The sequence below is a fragment of the Sphingobacterium ginsenosidimutans genome (assembly GCF_039536865.1).
Lineage (GTDB): Bacteria > Bacteroidota > Bacteroidia > Sphingobacteriales > Sphingobacteriaceae > Sphingobacterium > Sphingobacterium detergens.
In genome coordinates this window covers 559,658-576,728 of record NZ_BAAAZK010000002.1, presented here as the reverse complement: position 1 = coordinate 576,728, position 17,071 = coordinate 559,658, and the positions used below count along the sequence as shown (strand labels likewise).

Sequence of the window (17,071 nt, the reverse complement as noted above, 5' to 3'; positions counted from 1 at the left end):
TAAGTTTTTTTTACTATATAATATGTGCTAAAACATTCTGTCTATTTTGGAGTTATTTTCTATATAAATGCAATAATAAATTATGCAATACATCGAAAAAATACAGGCACATCTAGGTGCGGAATCAGATTATCTATTAGGGTTTGACAAACCAGCAGTTTCCAAAACGATGCTCCATCTTCCCGAATCTACTTTTATTGATCAGGTATATGGTGCGAGCGACCGCACACCGCAGGTATTGCGTAGCTTGGGACAACTTTTCGGAACGGGGCGGCTTGCCGATACCGGGTATCTGTCCATATTGCCGGTAGATCAGGGGATTGAACATAGTGCAGGTGCTTCTTTTGCTCCCAATCCCCAATATTTTGATCCGGAGAATATCGTGAAATTAGCACTGGAAGGAAACTGTAATGCCGTAGCCTCTACTTTTGGCGTTTTAGGGGCAGTATCGCGAAAATATGCACACAAGATTCCTTTCCTAGTCAAGATCAATCACAACGAACTGTTAACCTATCCCAATCGTGCTGATCAAATTCTGTATGGAACGATACGCGAAGCCTGGAACATGGGCGCGGTAGCAGTTGGAGCGACTATTTATTTCGGTTCAGAAGAGTCCGATCGTCAGATTATCGAAGTAGCAAAAGCATTTGAAGAAGCACATTCACTTGGTATGGCTACGGTATTATGGTGTTATTTGCGGAATTCAGCATTTAAAACAGGAGACAAAGATTATCATTTAGCTGCGGATCTAACAGGACAGGCCAACCATCTCGGTGTAACCATAAAAGCAGATATTATTAAACAAAAACTTCCAGAATTGAACGGTGGTTTTAAGGCACTGAATATGGGTAAAAGTAGCTATGGTAAATTGGATGAACGGATGTATACCCAGTTATCATCGGACCATCCCATTGATCTTTGTCGCTACCAGGTACTCAATTGTTTCGCCGGTAGGGCAGGACTGATCAATTCAGGCGGAGCATCGGGACAAAACGATATACAGGAAGCTGTAAAAACTGCTGTAATCAATAAAAGAGCTGGCGGGACTGGCTTGATATCTGGTCGGAAAGCTTTTCAAAAACCGATGAATGAAGGGGTCGAATTGCTACATGCAATCCAAGATGTCTATTTATGTAAAGAAGTTACGGTAGCTTAGATGATCGTTTAAATCTGATTTAATATCAGGGTGTTGACAAAATATTCTTGTTGCCAATTCATTTTGCAGTAGTAAAATATAGCTTGAAACGTTCTTCGGAAAACAGTTTTTCTGGAGGACGTTTTTTATATTAATCGGATCGGAATGAAAATAGGTAAAGAACATCTCCTTCACTATTACTGAACGTACCACTACCTGATGATAAAACTGTGTTAACTCTGATCCTAATGAACTCATCCAAGGATGGCGCAAGCTATCATTAATACGCAGTATCTTCTGAGCATAACCAAGCCTTTCCATTCAATCAACCCGTGTATAATTCACAAAGTTGGCAAAGGAACCTATGCTAGTGAAAGGAGCATGAATGCGCTACAAACAGGTGTTATTGAATAAATTTGCTTGTATATGAAGGCAAATTTATCTAAGTTTGTTCACTATTTTTTAAATAATACATTTATATTATGTTGCAATTGAATTATATCCGTGAAAACAGGGATACGGTTATCGAAAGATTGGCTGTCAAGCATTTCAAGGAAATTGGATTGGTCGACGAAATCATCAGTTTAGATGAAGACCGCCGTAAGATCCAAGCGGAATCGGACGCCCTTTCGGGAGAAGCTAATGCGGCAGCAAAACAGATTGGAGATCTGATGCGCCAAGGAAAAAAAGAAGAAGCTGAAGCCGTTAAATCACAATCGTCCGGATATAAAGAGCAAGTAAAGCAACTGTTGGATAAATTGGGAGCGGTTGAAATCGAGTTGAATGATAAGATTGTACAATTGCCTAATTTACCGCATCACTCTGTTCCAGTTGGTGTAAGCGCTGATGATAATGAAGTCGTATTAACAAATGGAGAGATTCCCGCATTATCAGAAGACGCGTTGCCACATTGGGAATTATTAAACAAATATGATATTGTGGATCTGGAGCTCGGCGTAAAAGTTGCGGGAGCCGGATTTCCAATTTATAAAGGCAAGGGGGCAAAATTGCAACGTGCATTGATCAATTTCTTTTTGGATCAGGCGGCTGAGCAAGGATATGAAGAGGTACAGGTGCCGATCTTGGTGAATGAAGATTCAGCCTTTGCTACAGGGCAATTGCCAGATAAGGAAGGTCAGATGTATTATGTCAACAATGATAATCTATACTTGATCCCTACGGCAGAGGTTCCCGTAACCAATATTTACAGAGATGTGATTGTGAAGGAAGCGCAATTCCCGATTAAGCATTGTGCCTATACACCATGTTTCCGTCGCGAAGCGGGGTCATATGGTGCTCATGTACGCGGTTTGAACCGTCTTCACCAGTTTGATAAAGTTGAAGCTGTACAGATTGTCCATCCGGAAAAATCGTATGAAGTGTTGGAGGAAATGAGCCTGTATGTACAAGGTCTGCTTAAAAAATTGGAACTACCTTATCGCGTATTACGTTTATGTGGTGGCGATATGAGTTTTACCGCTGCATTGACTTATGATATGGAGGTATATAGTTCTGCCCAAAAACGCTGGTTGGAGGTTTCTTCCGTATCTAATTTTGAAACCTATCAGGCAAATCGTTTGAAAGTACGTTTCAAAAATTCTGAAGGAAAAATGCAATTAGCTCATACTTTAAATGGTTCAGCGTTAGCCTTACCACGTATTGTTGCGGCTATTTTAGAGAATAATCAAACAGATAAAGGTATTCGGATACCAGCTGTTTTGGTACCTTATACCAAATTCGAATATATTGATTAAGCGAACGAATTAAATAACAAATTTCTTAATCGGGATTTGTGATAGAAAGAGACTCTACCTGAACAGGTAAAGTCTCTTTTTTTTGAAATAACTCGATTTATGTAAACTTTAGAATCGTTATAAATTACTCTTTTTTTTGTGACTAAAAATAAAGAAATACAAATGTTAACGTTTTCTTATGACATTGTTAATGTTTTGTTAAATATGTGTGATTCCGTATAAAATTCTGTTTTGAATTTGTTTGTTGAGTTTTTATTCTAAAATGAATCTCCCGTTTGAATTTGTAAGATACTGCTGTCTTTATTGCAGTATTTTTTGTTTTTGCTGGTGAATGTTAAAAAACTTGTAAAAGCAACTTTGGCTTTCTATATTTGGAACCGCTAATAAAAATCGCACTAACTATTATTTACTGTAAATGCTGAAAGGAGCAAATTTTACAGCTGAGTATTTTCAACAGATTGACTCTACATCTACCTAGGGTTGACTTTTTCAATAATATTTTCAACTGTTACCAACTGAATGGCGATATGCTGTTTTGCGTATTGCTATTTATTGTCTAAACAATGTCTGTTTAGACAGTTATGTTAACGGATATAATTTATATCAATATAAAGGACTAGAAAAATAATAAAATTAACTAACTAAAACATGAAACAAACATTACTAAGTTTTCTTGTTGGTGGAATGATCCTGACTTCGGTCGCATTCGCACAAGAAAAAAAGATTAGTGGTCGTGTTACATCTGCTGATGGTAAGGGGTTACCAGGGGTAACAGTAGTAGTACAAGGAACTAATCAAGCGACACAAACAGATGCTAGTGGTAATTATTCATTAAATGTACCCGCAGGTAAAGTTGTCGTATTTCGTTCAGTTGGTTTTGACGATAAAACCATTATTGTTAATAACAATAGCACTGTATTCAATGTTTCTATGGAGAATCATGACAACGCTTTAGAAGAGGTTGTTGTGACTGCAATGGGACAATCGCGCCAAAAGCGTGCATTGAGTTATGCGACACAAGAAGTCAAAGGCGATAAATTGACTGAAGCTGCAAATAGCAACTTGGCTACAGCATTACAAGGTAAAGTGTCAGGGGTTCAGGTAACACCTTCTTCAGGTATGCCGGGAGCATCTGCGAATATTACGATTCGTGGAGCACGTTCATTTACAGGAAATAACTCACCGCTATACATTGTCGACGGATTGCCCATTTCTTCGACTTCAGATCAGTCTACAGGTAACTCTGTTTCTGGTGCAGATTATTCATCCAGAGGGCTGGACATCGATCCGAACGATATCGAAAGCATCAATATCCTAAAAGGACAGGCAGCATCGGCATTATACGGTATGCGAGCTTCTAATGGTGTAATTATTATTACCACAAAGAGCGGTAAAGGAAAACAAGGTAAGCCACAAATATCATACAGTTCCAATGTTTCCTTCGATAAAGTCTCCGTTCTTCCAGACTTTCAGACAAAATATGCGCAAGGAACAGGTGGAAAGTATTCACCGCTGTCTTCTATGTCCTGGGGACCTGCTATCGATCAATTGGCCAATGATGCGACTTATGGTGGAAATACCGATAATGAGTATACGAAACAATATGGAAAGCACCAAGGGCAGTATTATGTTCCACAACGTGCCAATGCAGGGTTAGATCCTTGGGCAACTCCGCAAGCATATAACAATGCGAAGGATTTCTTTAATGTTGGAAATACCTTTAATAACTCTTTTAATATTGTACAAGGATTTGAAAAAGGAAGTTACGCGTTGTCTTTAGGTTCGACCAATGCCAATGGTATTGTCCCTTCGACAGGAATGGACCGTTATACGGCTAAATTATCGGGTGAGGCGAAATTGTCTGATAAATGGACGACTGGTTTCACGGGTAACTATGTGAACTCCCATATCTCAAAACAAACAGGTGCAAATAATGGAATTGTTGCCACTGTTTATGGTGCTCCAGCTTCATATGATCTAAAAGGTATACCATCCTATTATTTGAATGCGCCTACAAGCCAAAATACTTACCGTGGTACCGCTGGATTTGATGGTGCTTATTGGGCAGTTGAGAACAACAAATTTACAGAGGATACACAACGTTTCTTTGGTAATGGCTTTGGACAATATGCGACTAACTTAGGCGAGAACCAAAAATTAACGCTAAAGTATCAAGCAGGTGTTGACTCATATACAACAAACTACACTGATCTTTGGGGTTATGGTCATGCGAATGGTTTTGGTGAAGTCGAAAATTTCAACGTCTCTGTAACAGAGTGGAACTCCTTAGGAACAGCTGCTTACAATTGGAAGATTAATGATGATTTGGTCTTTGATGCCATGGTGGGTAACGAGATTGTAAACCGTGTCCGTAGAAGAGATTACGCTTATGGAATGAATTTTAACTTTCCTGGATGGAATCATATCAATAATGCTTCAAGTGTAACAGGTGAGCAAACTTTGCGTCACACACGTACTTTTGGTACTTTTGGTAGTTTAGCATTGGCGTACAAAAGCATGTTGTTTTTAAATGCCACTGGCCGTAATGACATCGTTTCTTCCATGCCTAGAAACAACCGTTCATTCTTCTACCCTTCTGTTTCGGCAGGTTTTGTCTTTACAGAATTGGAGAGTGTTAAAAATTCGGTATTGACCATGGGTAAATTGAGAGCTTCATACGCTGAAGTTGGTCAAGCAGGAGATTATTATGAGAGCTACTATGACAAACCAACATATGGTGGCGGTTTTTCTAGTGGTACACCAATTATTTATCCAATCAACAGTGACGGTATAACTTCTTATACCCCATACTCCATTGTTTATGACCCGAATCTAAAACCGCAAAACACGCAAGCGATTGAAGTTGGTACTGATTTAACATTCTGGAATGGTTTAATTAATTTGAATTACACTTTCTCACGTCAGAACGTAAAAGACCAAATATTTGAAGTGCCATTAGCAGCTTCTACTGGTTACTCTAGCTTAGTTACAAATGGTGGTAGAATTCATACCAATGCACATGAGGTTACTTTAGCGGTTGCACCATATCGTAAGGGAGATTTTAAATGGGATTTTGCATTCAACTTTACCAAAATAGATAACTATGTCGATGAATTGGCAGAAGGTGTAAACAGTATCTTCATGGGAGGTTTTGTTACTCCGCAAGTTCGTGCAGGTATTGGATCTAAATTCCCAGTAATTTACGGGGTGTCTTATTTGAGAAATGACGCCGGACAGATTGTCGTTGATAAAAATGGCCTTCCTCAAGCGGGTGAAGAAAAAGTAATCGGTAGCGTTTCTCCAGATTTCAACCTAGGTTTCAATACCAACTTTGAATATAAAAAAGTAAGACTTTCAGCGGTACTGGATTGGAAACAGGGTGGACAAATGTATCACGGTACTTCAAACACGTTAGATGTTTATGGTGTTACACAGAAAACAGTTGATTTTCGTGATGGAAATGGATTCTTATTTGAGCAACCTGCTGTAAAAGAAGTAGCTCCAGGTCAATATGAAACTAACGATATCCTGATTGATCCTTCAAAAGCATACGATTATTTCAATACTTTGAGCAATATTTCCGAAGCTGGTATTCGTGGAACTTCATTCGTGAAGTTACGTGAAATTGCTGTAGGGTATCCGGTATATCAAAATTCAAAAATCAAGGTTGATTTAAATGCCTTCGCACGTAACATCATTCTTTGGTCCGAATTAAAGGGTTTTGATCCTGAGGTTTCACAAGGAAATACAAATATGTCAGGTGCATTTGAGCGTTTCTCTCTACCGGGTACATCGAGTTATGGATTAGGTGTTAATGTTAAATTCTAAGATTAAGACAATGAAATTAAAATTAAATATAGTAGGATTATTGGCTATGGGCGTCTTGGCCGCTCCAGTAATTTTTACTTCTTGTTCAGAGGATGCGATGGACAAGATCAACGAAAATGTAAACAAACCTACAGATGTACAGGCTAAATTTTTGTTGACTGATGTCATCACAAGAACTGCTTTTTATAATGTCGGTGGGGACTTCAATACTTATCTTTCTACTTATGTGGAGCATGAGGTAGGGGTATTCAATCAGACATGGAATGCCGAGCATCGTACAAATGAACCATCGGCAGCATCAACGTTTAACAATACTTGGGGGAATATGTATTTTGCCCTTCGTGATGCCCGTATTGTCATTGAGAAATGTTCAGAAGGTGGTCCACAAGCTGGCAACTATACTACATTGGGTATGGGGCAGGTTATGGCGGCTTACAACTTAGCTTTGTTGACCGATATGTTTGGTGACGTGCCATATTCTGAAGGGTTTAAACCTTTGGAAATTAAGAATCCCAAATTAGATAAACAGCAGGAATTATATAAACAAGTCATCGCTTATTTGGACGCGGCTATTGCTAATCTTCCTAAAGGAGATACGCATGCGTCGGGTGCTGCCGGGGGACAAGATATACTATATAATGGTAACAGTGCTAAATGGCTGAAATTTGCATATGGGCTTAAAGCTCGTTACGGAATGCGTCTTTTGAATGTTTCTTCAAATAAGTCGGCTGTATTAACTGAGGTTATCGCGAATGTTGATAAGTCGTTCGCAAATGCTTCGGATGAAGCGAAATTTACGCAGTATAGCAAGACAAACTTAAATCCATTATTTGATTTTCAGTGGTCAAGAGATGGTTTAGCTGCAAGTAAAAGCCTAGCAGATAAGATGGTTGTACGTAAGGATCCACGTTTAGTGAGAGATTTCTTTACGCCGCAGAATTCAAAAACGGGTGTTTGGACACAAGTAAATGATATCGCGTCAAATGCAGCATCCTATAAGCTATTGGCTCCAAATGGAGAAAGCGAGCAAGTACAGTATCAGTACTTAACATCAACATTTGTGTTTTCTCAAACTGCTCCTACTCAGTTTTTGAGTTATCACGAGTTGTTATTTTTGAAAGCGGAGGCTATGCAACGTTTAGGACAGGGAGTGAATACGGTAGAAGCTGTGTTGAAGGATGCGGTAATAGCATCTATAGCTAATTCTGAAGTTTCTGTTAATGCAGCACTGGTTGCACCAACAGTAGCGGCAAACGGTACAATGGTTGAAACGTCGGATAAAATTACGAGTGCAGCTGCTTCGGATTATTTCAATAATAACGTAAAACCATTATTTCAAGCCAATGCATTGAAAGAGATTGCAAACCAAAAATATTTAGCCTTCTTTGGTGCTTCTGGCGAGTCAACTGAGATGTACAACGACATCCGCCGTTGGAAAGCAAATGGTGAAAACCTTATTGAATTGAAAAATCCTGGTAAATTCCCATTACGTTTACCATATGGTAACGATGATACAACAACGAATCCAAATGTTCAGGCAGCATACGGTAATGGACAATATGTCTACACTGAAAATGTTTGGTGGGCAGGCGGTACACGCTAGTCTATCAGTCTAAGGTTATAAATTGGAAAGCGGTCTCGAAAGAGACCGCTTTTTTTTGCTATCAACCTCAAAACTGAATCCTCGATTACTGGCACGTTAGGATTGTCTTGTTCGTAAACGTATGTCAACAGATCTATTAAATTTCAGAAAGACTCTTTTTTATTACTGTAGCTTTATGTTTAATTAATATAAGTTATGTTTTATTATTGTTTCGTTTATTTTAAGAAATTAATGAATTTAAAATATTTTTTTTATAGCAAAAAAAGCTTTGAAATACCTTTAGATACCTTTTATAACATAAATGATATTTTAAATACTCTCTAAGACGAAATTTTATTTATTGTTATGTTGTTGTAAATAAGTTGTTTTCTTGTTATAGAGTTGCGGTTTTAAAATTGTGTGTAATTGAAATCTGAAAATTTTGATTTAGCAAATGGTTTAGAGAATTGAAATTGTTTAATTTAATACTAGCGACATGTCTGCATTAGTTGTGAAGGAAGATTATTAACCTTAAGGTTCCCGTTATTGTTTTTTTTGTAAATTAATCTCTTGTTAATCAATTGTTTGTGTGTTTTGATGTTACTAAATGATCTCATGGTTTTATGCATGCATTGTAAAAGATAAAAAAAGTTATAAATTTGCTCTTAACATTTTTTAACAGGAGAAAATTTTGTTAAAAATACATTACTAACTAAATGACTTTTTAAGCGATAAATAGCCTGTGCTATTTGGCTTGCTAAGACTATAAACAAATTTTTATAAACACAAATTATATGAAACAGACATTACTCAGCTTTTTTGTGGGTAGTATGATCTTGACTTCTGTCGCATTTGCACAAGAAAAAAAAGTCAGTGGTCGTGTTACGGGTGCCGATGGTAAGCCATTGGTCGGAGTAACTATTGCCGTACAAGGATCAAATGTGGCAACCTCCACAGATGCTAACGGAAACTATACTTTGACGGTACCAACCGGTAAAGTAATTGTTTTTCGCTCTGTAGGTTTTGCTGATAAAACTTTGATCGTAAAAGAAGGTCAGACATCCTTTAATATGGTACTGGACAACAAGGATAATGCTTTAGAAGAGGTCGTTGTGACGGCATTAGGAATTTCTAAAAGCTCTAGAGGTATAGGTTACTCTACATCTAAAGTAAGTGGAGATGATTTGGTAAAATCTGGTGAAGCAAACATTATCCAAGGTTTAGCAGCGAAGGCATCAGGTGTTCAAATCACTTCATCAGCGGGTACACCAGGAGCTTCTTCAAAAATTGTGTTGCGTGGTGCTGCCTCTTTTTCAGGAGATAACCAGCCACTTATCGTTGTTGATGGTGTTCCAATTGATAATGGTTTGAACAACACAAAGGCTGGCGACGATCCTTACAACCAGAGTCTTTCTGGTGTGCAGGTTGCTAATAGAGCGTTGGATATTAATCCTGATGATATTGAAACAGTGACTATTCTCAAAGGCCCAGCTGCGGCGGCTTTATATGGTCAGGCAGCAGGTAATGGGGCTGTTATTTACACCACAAAAAAAGGTAAACTAGGTTCAGGTCTTGGCATTACTTTCTCTTCGAGTTATGAAATGCAGAAGGTAAATAAATTGCCCGAGTTTCAAAAAAAATATGGTCAGGGAACGGATGGAGTATATACTAACGAGACGGCGGATAGCTGGGGTGAAAATTTAATAGCGGCAGGAAAGCCAATCTATAACAATGTGGATGAGTTTTTTAAGAATGGAAACGTTTTTAATAATAACTTATCGATCACTTCCGGTGGGGAAAAAACCACTATGCGTTTTTCGGTGGGCTCCACAAATAATACCGGTATAATTCCGAACACAAGTTATAATCGCTATACTTCACGACTCAACGCAGAATCAAAATTGAATGACCGAATTACTGTAGGTGGAAATTTCAGTTTTACAAATGCAAATACGCGAGCGGCTCAAAATGGTAGCAATATTGCCGGCGTCATGCTTGCGCTCTTGCGCTCCCCGGTGGATTTTAATCTGAAAGATTATCAAAATGAATTAGGTATACAAAAAACGTATTTCGAAAGTTATGATAATCCCTATTGGTCAACCGAGCGTAATCCCTATAAAGAAGAAAATAATCGTTTTTTAGGCAACGTCTATGCAGATGTTAAATTAAATGATGTGTTCTCTGTTTCTTGGAAAACTGGACTTGATACCTACGCAACGAATGGGAATCAGATTTACGCCGTAGGGTCAAGTGGTGATGATGATTCAGCTGGATGGGGTGAAATCAAGCGGACAAATGTCAACTACCGTAATATTTATACCGATCTTTTATTGAAATTTAATAAGAAGATTTCGGACGATTTTTCCGTTTCTGGTTTATTAGGGGGAAATTTTAATTATGTTCAAAGCATTGCTAATTTTGCGAGGGGAAAAAATCTAAGTATTCCAGATTATTATAATTTAAATAATGCAAAAATGCTCTACGCGAGTAATTCAGAAGAGTACAGAAATAGCAAAGCAATTTTCTTAGACGCAACATTTGATTATCGGAGTATTTTATTTTTGACATTGACTGGTCGTAACGAGTGGTCAACTACCTTTGGCCGAAATGCAAAAGGATTCTTCTATCCGAAAGCTGATATCTCTTACGTTTTCTCAGATTTGTTTAAAGAATCGGAAATTGTAAATTTTGGTAAAATTCGTTTGGCTTATTCAAATGTGGGCATATCACCAAAGCCTTATTCAAATAGAACGTATTTCACATCACCATTGATTGCAGACGGTATGACAAATGGTTATTCCTTTCCATACCAAGGACAGTTAGGTTTTGCTATTTCAAATGAATATGTCTCTGAAAACCTTAAACCAGAAAGAAACGTTGGTTATGAAGCAGGTTTGGAAATGAAATTTTTGAATAATCGTCTGGGCTTTGATTTTACCTACTATCAACAACGTGCATCTAATCTTTTGATTTCAATGCCTGTAGATCCAACCAGTGGATTCGCTTATTACTATAACAATTTCGGTAAAATGAAAAATAGCGGTATTGAATTGACGTTAAATGGTCACATTGTGAAGTCGGACAATTTTAACTGGAATGCTACTTTAAATTGGTCCAAAAATACCAACGAGGTAACGGAACTAGCGCCTGGCGTGGATAAATTATCTATTGGTGACGCTTTTTCAGCTCCGCAATCTTTTGCGATCGTAGGACAGCCATTTGGTGTAATCTATGCACAAAAATTTCAGCGGAATGCACAGGGACAGGTATTGATTGATCCAAATAGCGGTTTACCGATGTATGAATCTGATTTGGGTAGTGTAGGAAGTACCATACCGAAATGGTTAATGAATATCAATAATGAATTTTCCTATAAAAACTGGTCCTTCTCATTCTTATGGGATTTTAGAAAGGGCGGCAAACTATGGGGCGCTACGAATGCAGTATTGATCAATCGAGGAAAAGCGGCTATTACTGAAGATCGTGAACGTAAGTATGTCATTGATGGTGTCTACGGAGGTGGGGCTAATGAAGGACAAAAAAATACAACCGAATTGACAGCATTTAACTACTTTAAAAACTATTTAGGAAATTCCTCATCGGAAGTGTCCATTCAGGATGGTACTTGGGCAAGGTTACGTTCTATTGATTTGAATTACCGTTTTACTAAAGTTTCTAAAGCGATCCAGTATATTCAAGTAGGCGTTAATCTTCGGAACCCGATCTTGATCACAAAATATAAAGGGATTGACCCAGAAACTAGTTTGACCGGATCGGATCAAAATTTCGCCGGATATGACTTCTTTAATAATCCTGGCACAAAATCTTATTCCCTTAATTTTAGAGTTGGTTTTTAATTAAACATTATTCATAACATGAAAAATAAAGTAAAATTACTATATGCCTTATGTTTTACAGCTATTGTCGGATGTAAAACAGGCGATGATCTATATATAAGTCCCAATAATCCACTTGATGGGAACTTGCCGTCCATGTTGACCGCTGCTGAGGTGAATACTTTTCAAAATGTGGAAGGGGACTTGTCCCGTATGAGCAGTATTTTGGTACAACACTCAGTAGGTCTAAATGCACAGTATTCAGATGTCCAAAATTACCGCATTACCCAAGGTGATTTTGATAATGTGTGGATCGGATTATACACGAATACGATGTATAATTTGAAACTAATGATCGATAAGGCGAAGATCACCGAAACCAAAAGCCCGTACTATGAGGGGATAGCGAAAGTTATGATGGCGCTTAATATCAGTTTAGCGACTGACCTATGGGGCGATGTGCCCTATTCTGAGGCTTTTCAATGGACAACTGGTAACAAAACACCTAAATTGGATTCCCAACAAGATGTTTACACAAGTATAGATAAACTTCTAGCTGATGCAATTACAGATTTATCTGTTGCCGAAGATGAAAACTATTACCTGCCAGCAGAAGATGACTTGATTTTCAAAGGAGATGTTGAAAAATGGATGAAGGCAGCTTACACGTTAAGAGCACGTTTTCTGAATCGGACGTCGAGTAAACAGGCAGGTACTGAGGCTAAAGTGCTTGACTATTTAAAGAAAGGAATTTCTTCTAATGATGAAAATATGATCGCACCACACGATGAAAATTCCCAAAATCAATGGGGGGCTTTTCAGGCTGCGAGAAGAGGTTATTTGGGGGCGAGCAATATATTTGTTGATAGATTGTCTGCAAAAAATGATCCACGGTTAGCGTACTTTCTACGTCCTAATTCTAAGAAACAATTTATTGGAGGGGATATTACGAAGGAGTCTATTGTTCCTGATATCTCAGTGGTTGGTCCGTTTTTCGCAGCGGATCAGAATTTTCCAATTATTACCTATTATGAAGCAAAATTTATAGAAGCTGAAGTGAAACAAAGACAAGGCGGTAATGCGGCGGCAGAATTAAATGAGGCTATTAAGGCAAATGTAGCGTATGTGACAAATGGAAAAGAATCTGCTAGCAATGTTGCAAATTATGCTACAGCGACTAAAACAGATATTTTAATGGAGAAATGGGTTGCACTCTATAATCAAGGAATTGAACCTTATAATGATTATAGGAGAACTGGAATTCCTGCATTAAAACCAAGACCGCAAAGCGTGGGTGCGACCTTGCCCGTTATTCCAAAGCGGTATCCATTCCCGCAAACAACAACTTTATATAATCCAAATGCGAAGAACATTCCGATGGATGTCGCTGTTTGGTGGGGAATGTAAAGAGATAGAACTTATTAAATAAGCTTGATTCAAAAGGCTATACTTGTTAAAACATGTATAGCCTTTTTATTTGGTTATTATAATGATATGGTATTTTATTTTATTTCGATAAATAAAATATTTTTCTTTACAATCTTTGAAAAAAAAGTTATAAAATAATAATCTGATTATAAGCTATTTGTTATTTTTTCTTTACCATATTGTTATTGGGAAATTATGCATGCATTGCAAATGTTAAAAAAAGTTATATTTTTGTATTTAACATTTTTTAACAGACTCACCGTCTATATAAAGATGTATTGCTAACTAACAGACTTATTAAATTATTGAAAAGATAGAATACTAACCGAATTATCTCTAGAAAAATAAACATACTTATTTAAATAAACGTAAACATATGAAACACAAATTACTCAGTTTTTTCGTGGGTAGTATGATCCTGACTTCAGTAGCGTTCGCGCAAGAGAAGAAAGTAAGTGGTCGTGTAACTGGTGCAGATGGTAAGCCATTAGCTGGTGTTACCATCGTTGTACAGGGATCAACTACAGCTACCCAAACAGATGCGAATGGTAATTATTCATTATCTGTACCTACAGGTAAGGTAATCGTATTCCGTTCAGTTGGATTTGCCGACAAAACTATAATCGTTAAAGAAGGACAGTCTGCCTTTAATGTTACATTAAGCAATTCTGAAAATGCACTTGAAGAGGTAATTGTAACAGCGCAGGGTATCACACGTACGAATAAATCGTTGGGATACTCGACACAACAAGTTGGAGGTGAGGCGTTAGCCCAAAAGTCAGAAACAAATGTATTAAATGCTTTACAGGGTAAAGTTGCAGGTGTAAACATTTCAAGTTCTTCGGGTCAACCGGGGTCATCTACGAATATTAACATTCGTGGTATTACGTCTTTCGGTGGTAATAACCAGCCATTGATTGTTGTGGATGGAATTATATTCAGTAATGATACAGATAATAGCCAAAATAGTTTATTTGGTTCACAACCGTCGAACCGTTTAAATGATATACCACCTGATAATATTGAAACTATCAATATTTTGAAAGGACCTGCAGCATCTGCGCTTTATGGATCGAGAGCATCGGCTGGGGTTATCATGATTACGACAAAAAGTGGAAAGGGGTTAGGTGGAAAAACCGAAGTAACCTTTAGTTCTTCAGCAAACTGGCAACGTGTAGGTTTTCTACCCGAGCTGCAGACCTCCTACGGTCAAGGATCTCAAAATATTTATAACAACCAAAGTACACTTTCTTGGGGGCCGAAATTTGGCTCTGTGCCTACAGTGATTCAAGGCGGTACAGGAAAAGAGGTTCCTTATCAAGCTTATCCTAATAATATTAAGGACTTCTTTAATACGGGATCGTTTTATCAAAACTCTTTAAATCTTGCGGGTGGAGATGAGATTAATAATTTTAATGCAGGAGTATCAAGTACGATCCAAAAAGGGGTTGTTCCGGAAAGTAAGTATAATAGACATACTGTAAACGTTGGCGGGAATTCCAAGCTGAAAAATGGAGTTAAACTTGGTGGAACGATTACCTATAGCAAAACTAATCAAAGAGGAGCAACTATGGGAAATGGAGGAAGTGCATTTGGACAACTTTCACGTATACCGATTAGTTATGATTTGATAGGAACACCAATTTTGAATGAAGCTGGACAAAGACAGTATTTTGTTCCTACTCAAAATTCTCCTTTATGGAGTGTTCAGAACGAATTCTTTACTTCAGATGTTGATCGTGTATATGGTAATTTAAGTATTGGTTACGACATTGCAGACTGGCTAAACGTAAGCTATCGGGTAACTGGGGATACTTATTTCGATTCAAGAAAGCAAGTTTTACGTATCGGTGCGGCGCGCGCACCTAAAGGTGGTATTGATGAAGATAACAGATTCAGATCTGAGCTTAATGGTGACTTAATGATTCGTGCAAACAAATCTGATATCTTTACGGAAGGTTTGAGTGCAAATCTTTTATTGGGCCAAAATATAAATCAGCGGGATTACAAGGAATCGGGAATTGTTTCCAGTGATCTTGTCATACCAGGATATGATAATGTGAACAACGCATCTGTTTTTACAGGATCTTACGCTAATAGAGAACGTAGAAGATTATTGGGTTATTATGCTCAATTGGGATTAAATTACAAAGATTATTTATTCTTGGAATTAACTGGTCGGGCAGATAAATCATCTACTTTACCGAAAGAAAATAACACTTATTTCTACCCTTCGGCTTCTTTAAGCTTCGTTCCAACACAAGTATGGGAATCAATGAAATCCGATGTGCTCTCATTTATGAAAATTAGAGCAAATATAGCTAAGGTGGGCCGGGATGCAGATCCTTATTTACTTAGGTCAGTATATACCGCTGGAGAATATGGAAACAATACAGCGAGTATTACTTTTCCGATATCAGTGGGCGGATCAAGCATCACAGGGTTCAAAATTAGCTCGCGAATTGGAAATCCTAATTTAAAGCCTGAGTTTGTTAAATCTTATGAACTTGGAGGACAATTTGGCTTCTTCAATAATAGAATCGATTTAGACTTTACTTACTTTAGTACTAAAAGTTCGAGCCAAATATTTAATGTAGCGGTGGCAAATTCATCAGGCTATGACACACAGACTTCAAATATCGGCGAGATGACTAATAAAGGTATAGAGGTGATGTTAAATGGCTATCCAATTAAAAATAATAATTTTAGTTGGAACGTTAATTTGAACTTCACAAGAATACGCAATAAAGTAGTTGCTATTTTTGGAGAAAAGCCAGTTGGTGGAGATGTACTAACAAGTACTGTAATTCCAGGAGTGAATTATTTCGGAGGTATCACCCCATCTATTGCTGAAGGATATCCATATGGAGTTATTGTTGGGAGTAAAAATGCTAGAAATGAGAATGGCGATTTGTTAATAAATCCTGCAACTGGTTTGTTTGCTAACCCAATTCCTAACCAAGTAATAGCTAATCCACAAAAAGATTACACTTTAGGAATTTCAAATACATTCAGATATAAGGGTATTTCTTTAAGTGCTTTGTTTGATATTAATAAAGGTGGACAAATTTTCTCAATGGGTCAAGTTGACTTGAGAAATGCGGGCGCCATTCTTGAGACTGGAATTGATCGGGACAAACCACGCATATTGCCTGGTGTAATTGCAAATGCAGATGGTACTTATAGACCTAATGATATCCAGATTTCAGCCCAAAGTTATTGGCAAGGATTAGGTGGAATTGCTTCTGAAGCGGCTGTTTTTGATGCAACATCTTATAGACTACGCGAGGTGGCAATCAATTATAGCCTTCCGCAAAATGTTCTCAAAAATTCTCCATTTGGACAGGTCTCTATTGGGGTTAGTGGAAGAAATCTGTGGATGTTTGCCCCAGGATTTCCTACTGATCCAGAAGTCAACACACAAGGTGCTGGAAACGTTCAAGGCTTGGATTTAAATGGTATTCCAACTACGAAAAATTTTGGTTTTAATATCCGCGCAACATTTTAA

Annotated in this window: 7 protein-coding genes; all 7 read left to right on the top strand. The window is 37.7% G+C overall.

Translation table 11 applies throughout. The features are described 5' to 3' along the window. The first annotated feature begins 82 nt into the window (after positions 1–82). Positions 83–1,156: a class I fructose-bisphosphate aldolase gene (locus ABFX33_RS02280; RefSeq protein WP_346084044.1), complete on the top strand. Its 1,074-nt coding sequence runs from the start codon at positions 83–85 to the stop codon at positions 1,154–1,156. A 461-nt stretch (positions 1,157–1,617) separates the two neighbouring features. Next, complete coding sequence (gene serS / locus ABFX33_RS02275; RefSeq protein WP_346084043.1) at positions 1,618–2,889, top strand: serine--tRNA ligase; 1,272 nt, start codon at positions 1,618–1,620, stop codon at positions 2,887–2,889. A 648-nt stretch (positions 2,890–3,537) separates the two neighbouring features. After that, on the top strand, positions 3,538–6,717 hold the full coding sequence (locus tag ABFX33_RS02270; RefSeq protein WP_346084041.1) for a SusC/RagA family TonB-linked outer membrane protein: 3,180 nt from the start codon (positions 3,538–3,540) through the stop codon (positions 6,715–6,717). Between the two features lie 10 nt (positions 6,718–6,727). Further along, the gene (locus ABFX33_RS02265) at positions 6,728–8,320 is read left to right on the top strand and encodes a SusD/RagB family nutrient-binding outer membrane lipoprotein (RefSeq protein ID WP_346084040.1); all 1,593 of its coding nucleotides are present in this window, start codon (positions 6,728–6,730) and stop codon (positions 8,318–8,320) included. 773 nt (positions 8,321–9,093) lie between these two features. Then, positions 9,094–12,156, top strand: a complete 3,063-nt coding sequence (locus ABFX33_RS02260; protein ID WP_346084038.1) for a SusC/RagA family TonB-linked outer membrane protein — start codon at positions 9,094–9,096, stop codon at positions 12,154–12,156. Between the two features lie 18 nt (positions 12,157–12,174). Then, a complete protein-coding gene (locus ABFX33_RS02255) occupies positions 12,175–13,542 on the top strand; it encodes a SusD/RagB family nutrient-binding outer membrane lipoprotein (RefSeq protein WP_346084037.1) in 1,368 nt (455 codons plus the stop codon). Positions 13,543–13,939: 397 nt separating this feature from the next. Further along, positions 13,940–17,071: a SusC/RagA family TonB-linked outer membrane protein gene (locus tag ABFX33_RS02250; RefSeq protein WP_346084036.1), complete on the top strand. Its 3,132-nt coding sequence runs from the start codon at positions 13,940–13,942 to the stop codon at positions 17,069–17,071.

Excerpts from the sequence above, each read along its gene's own strand:
- ABFX33_RS02280 (WP_346084044.1), top strand. The coding sequence starts at position 83 with ATGCAATACATCGAAAAAATACAGGCACATCTAGGTGCGGAATCAGAT.
- serS (WP_346084043.1), top strand. The coding sequence starts at position 1,618 with ATGTTGCAATTGAATTATATCCGTGAAAACAGGGATACGGTTATCGAA.
- ABFX33_RS02270 (WP_346084041.1), top strand. The coding sequence starts at position 3,538 with ATGAAACAAACATTACTAAGTTTTCTTGTTGGTGGAATGATCCTGACT.
- ABFX33_RS02265 (WP_346084040.1), top strand. The coding sequence starts at position 6,728 with ATGAAATTAAAATTAAATATAGTAGGATTATTGGCTATGGGCGTCTTG.
- ABFX33_RS02260 (WP_346084038.1), top strand. The coding sequence starts at position 9,094 with ATGAAACAGACATTACTCAGCTTTTTTGTGGGTAGTATGATCTTGACT.
- ABFX33_RS02255 (WP_346084037.1), top strand. The coding sequence starts at position 12,175 with ATGAAAAATAAAGTAAAATTACTATATGCCTTATGTTTTACAGCTATT.
- ABFX33_RS02250 (WP_346084036.1), top strand. The coding sequence starts at position 13,940 with ATGAAACACAAATTACTCAGTTTTTTCGTGGGTAGTATGATCCTGACT.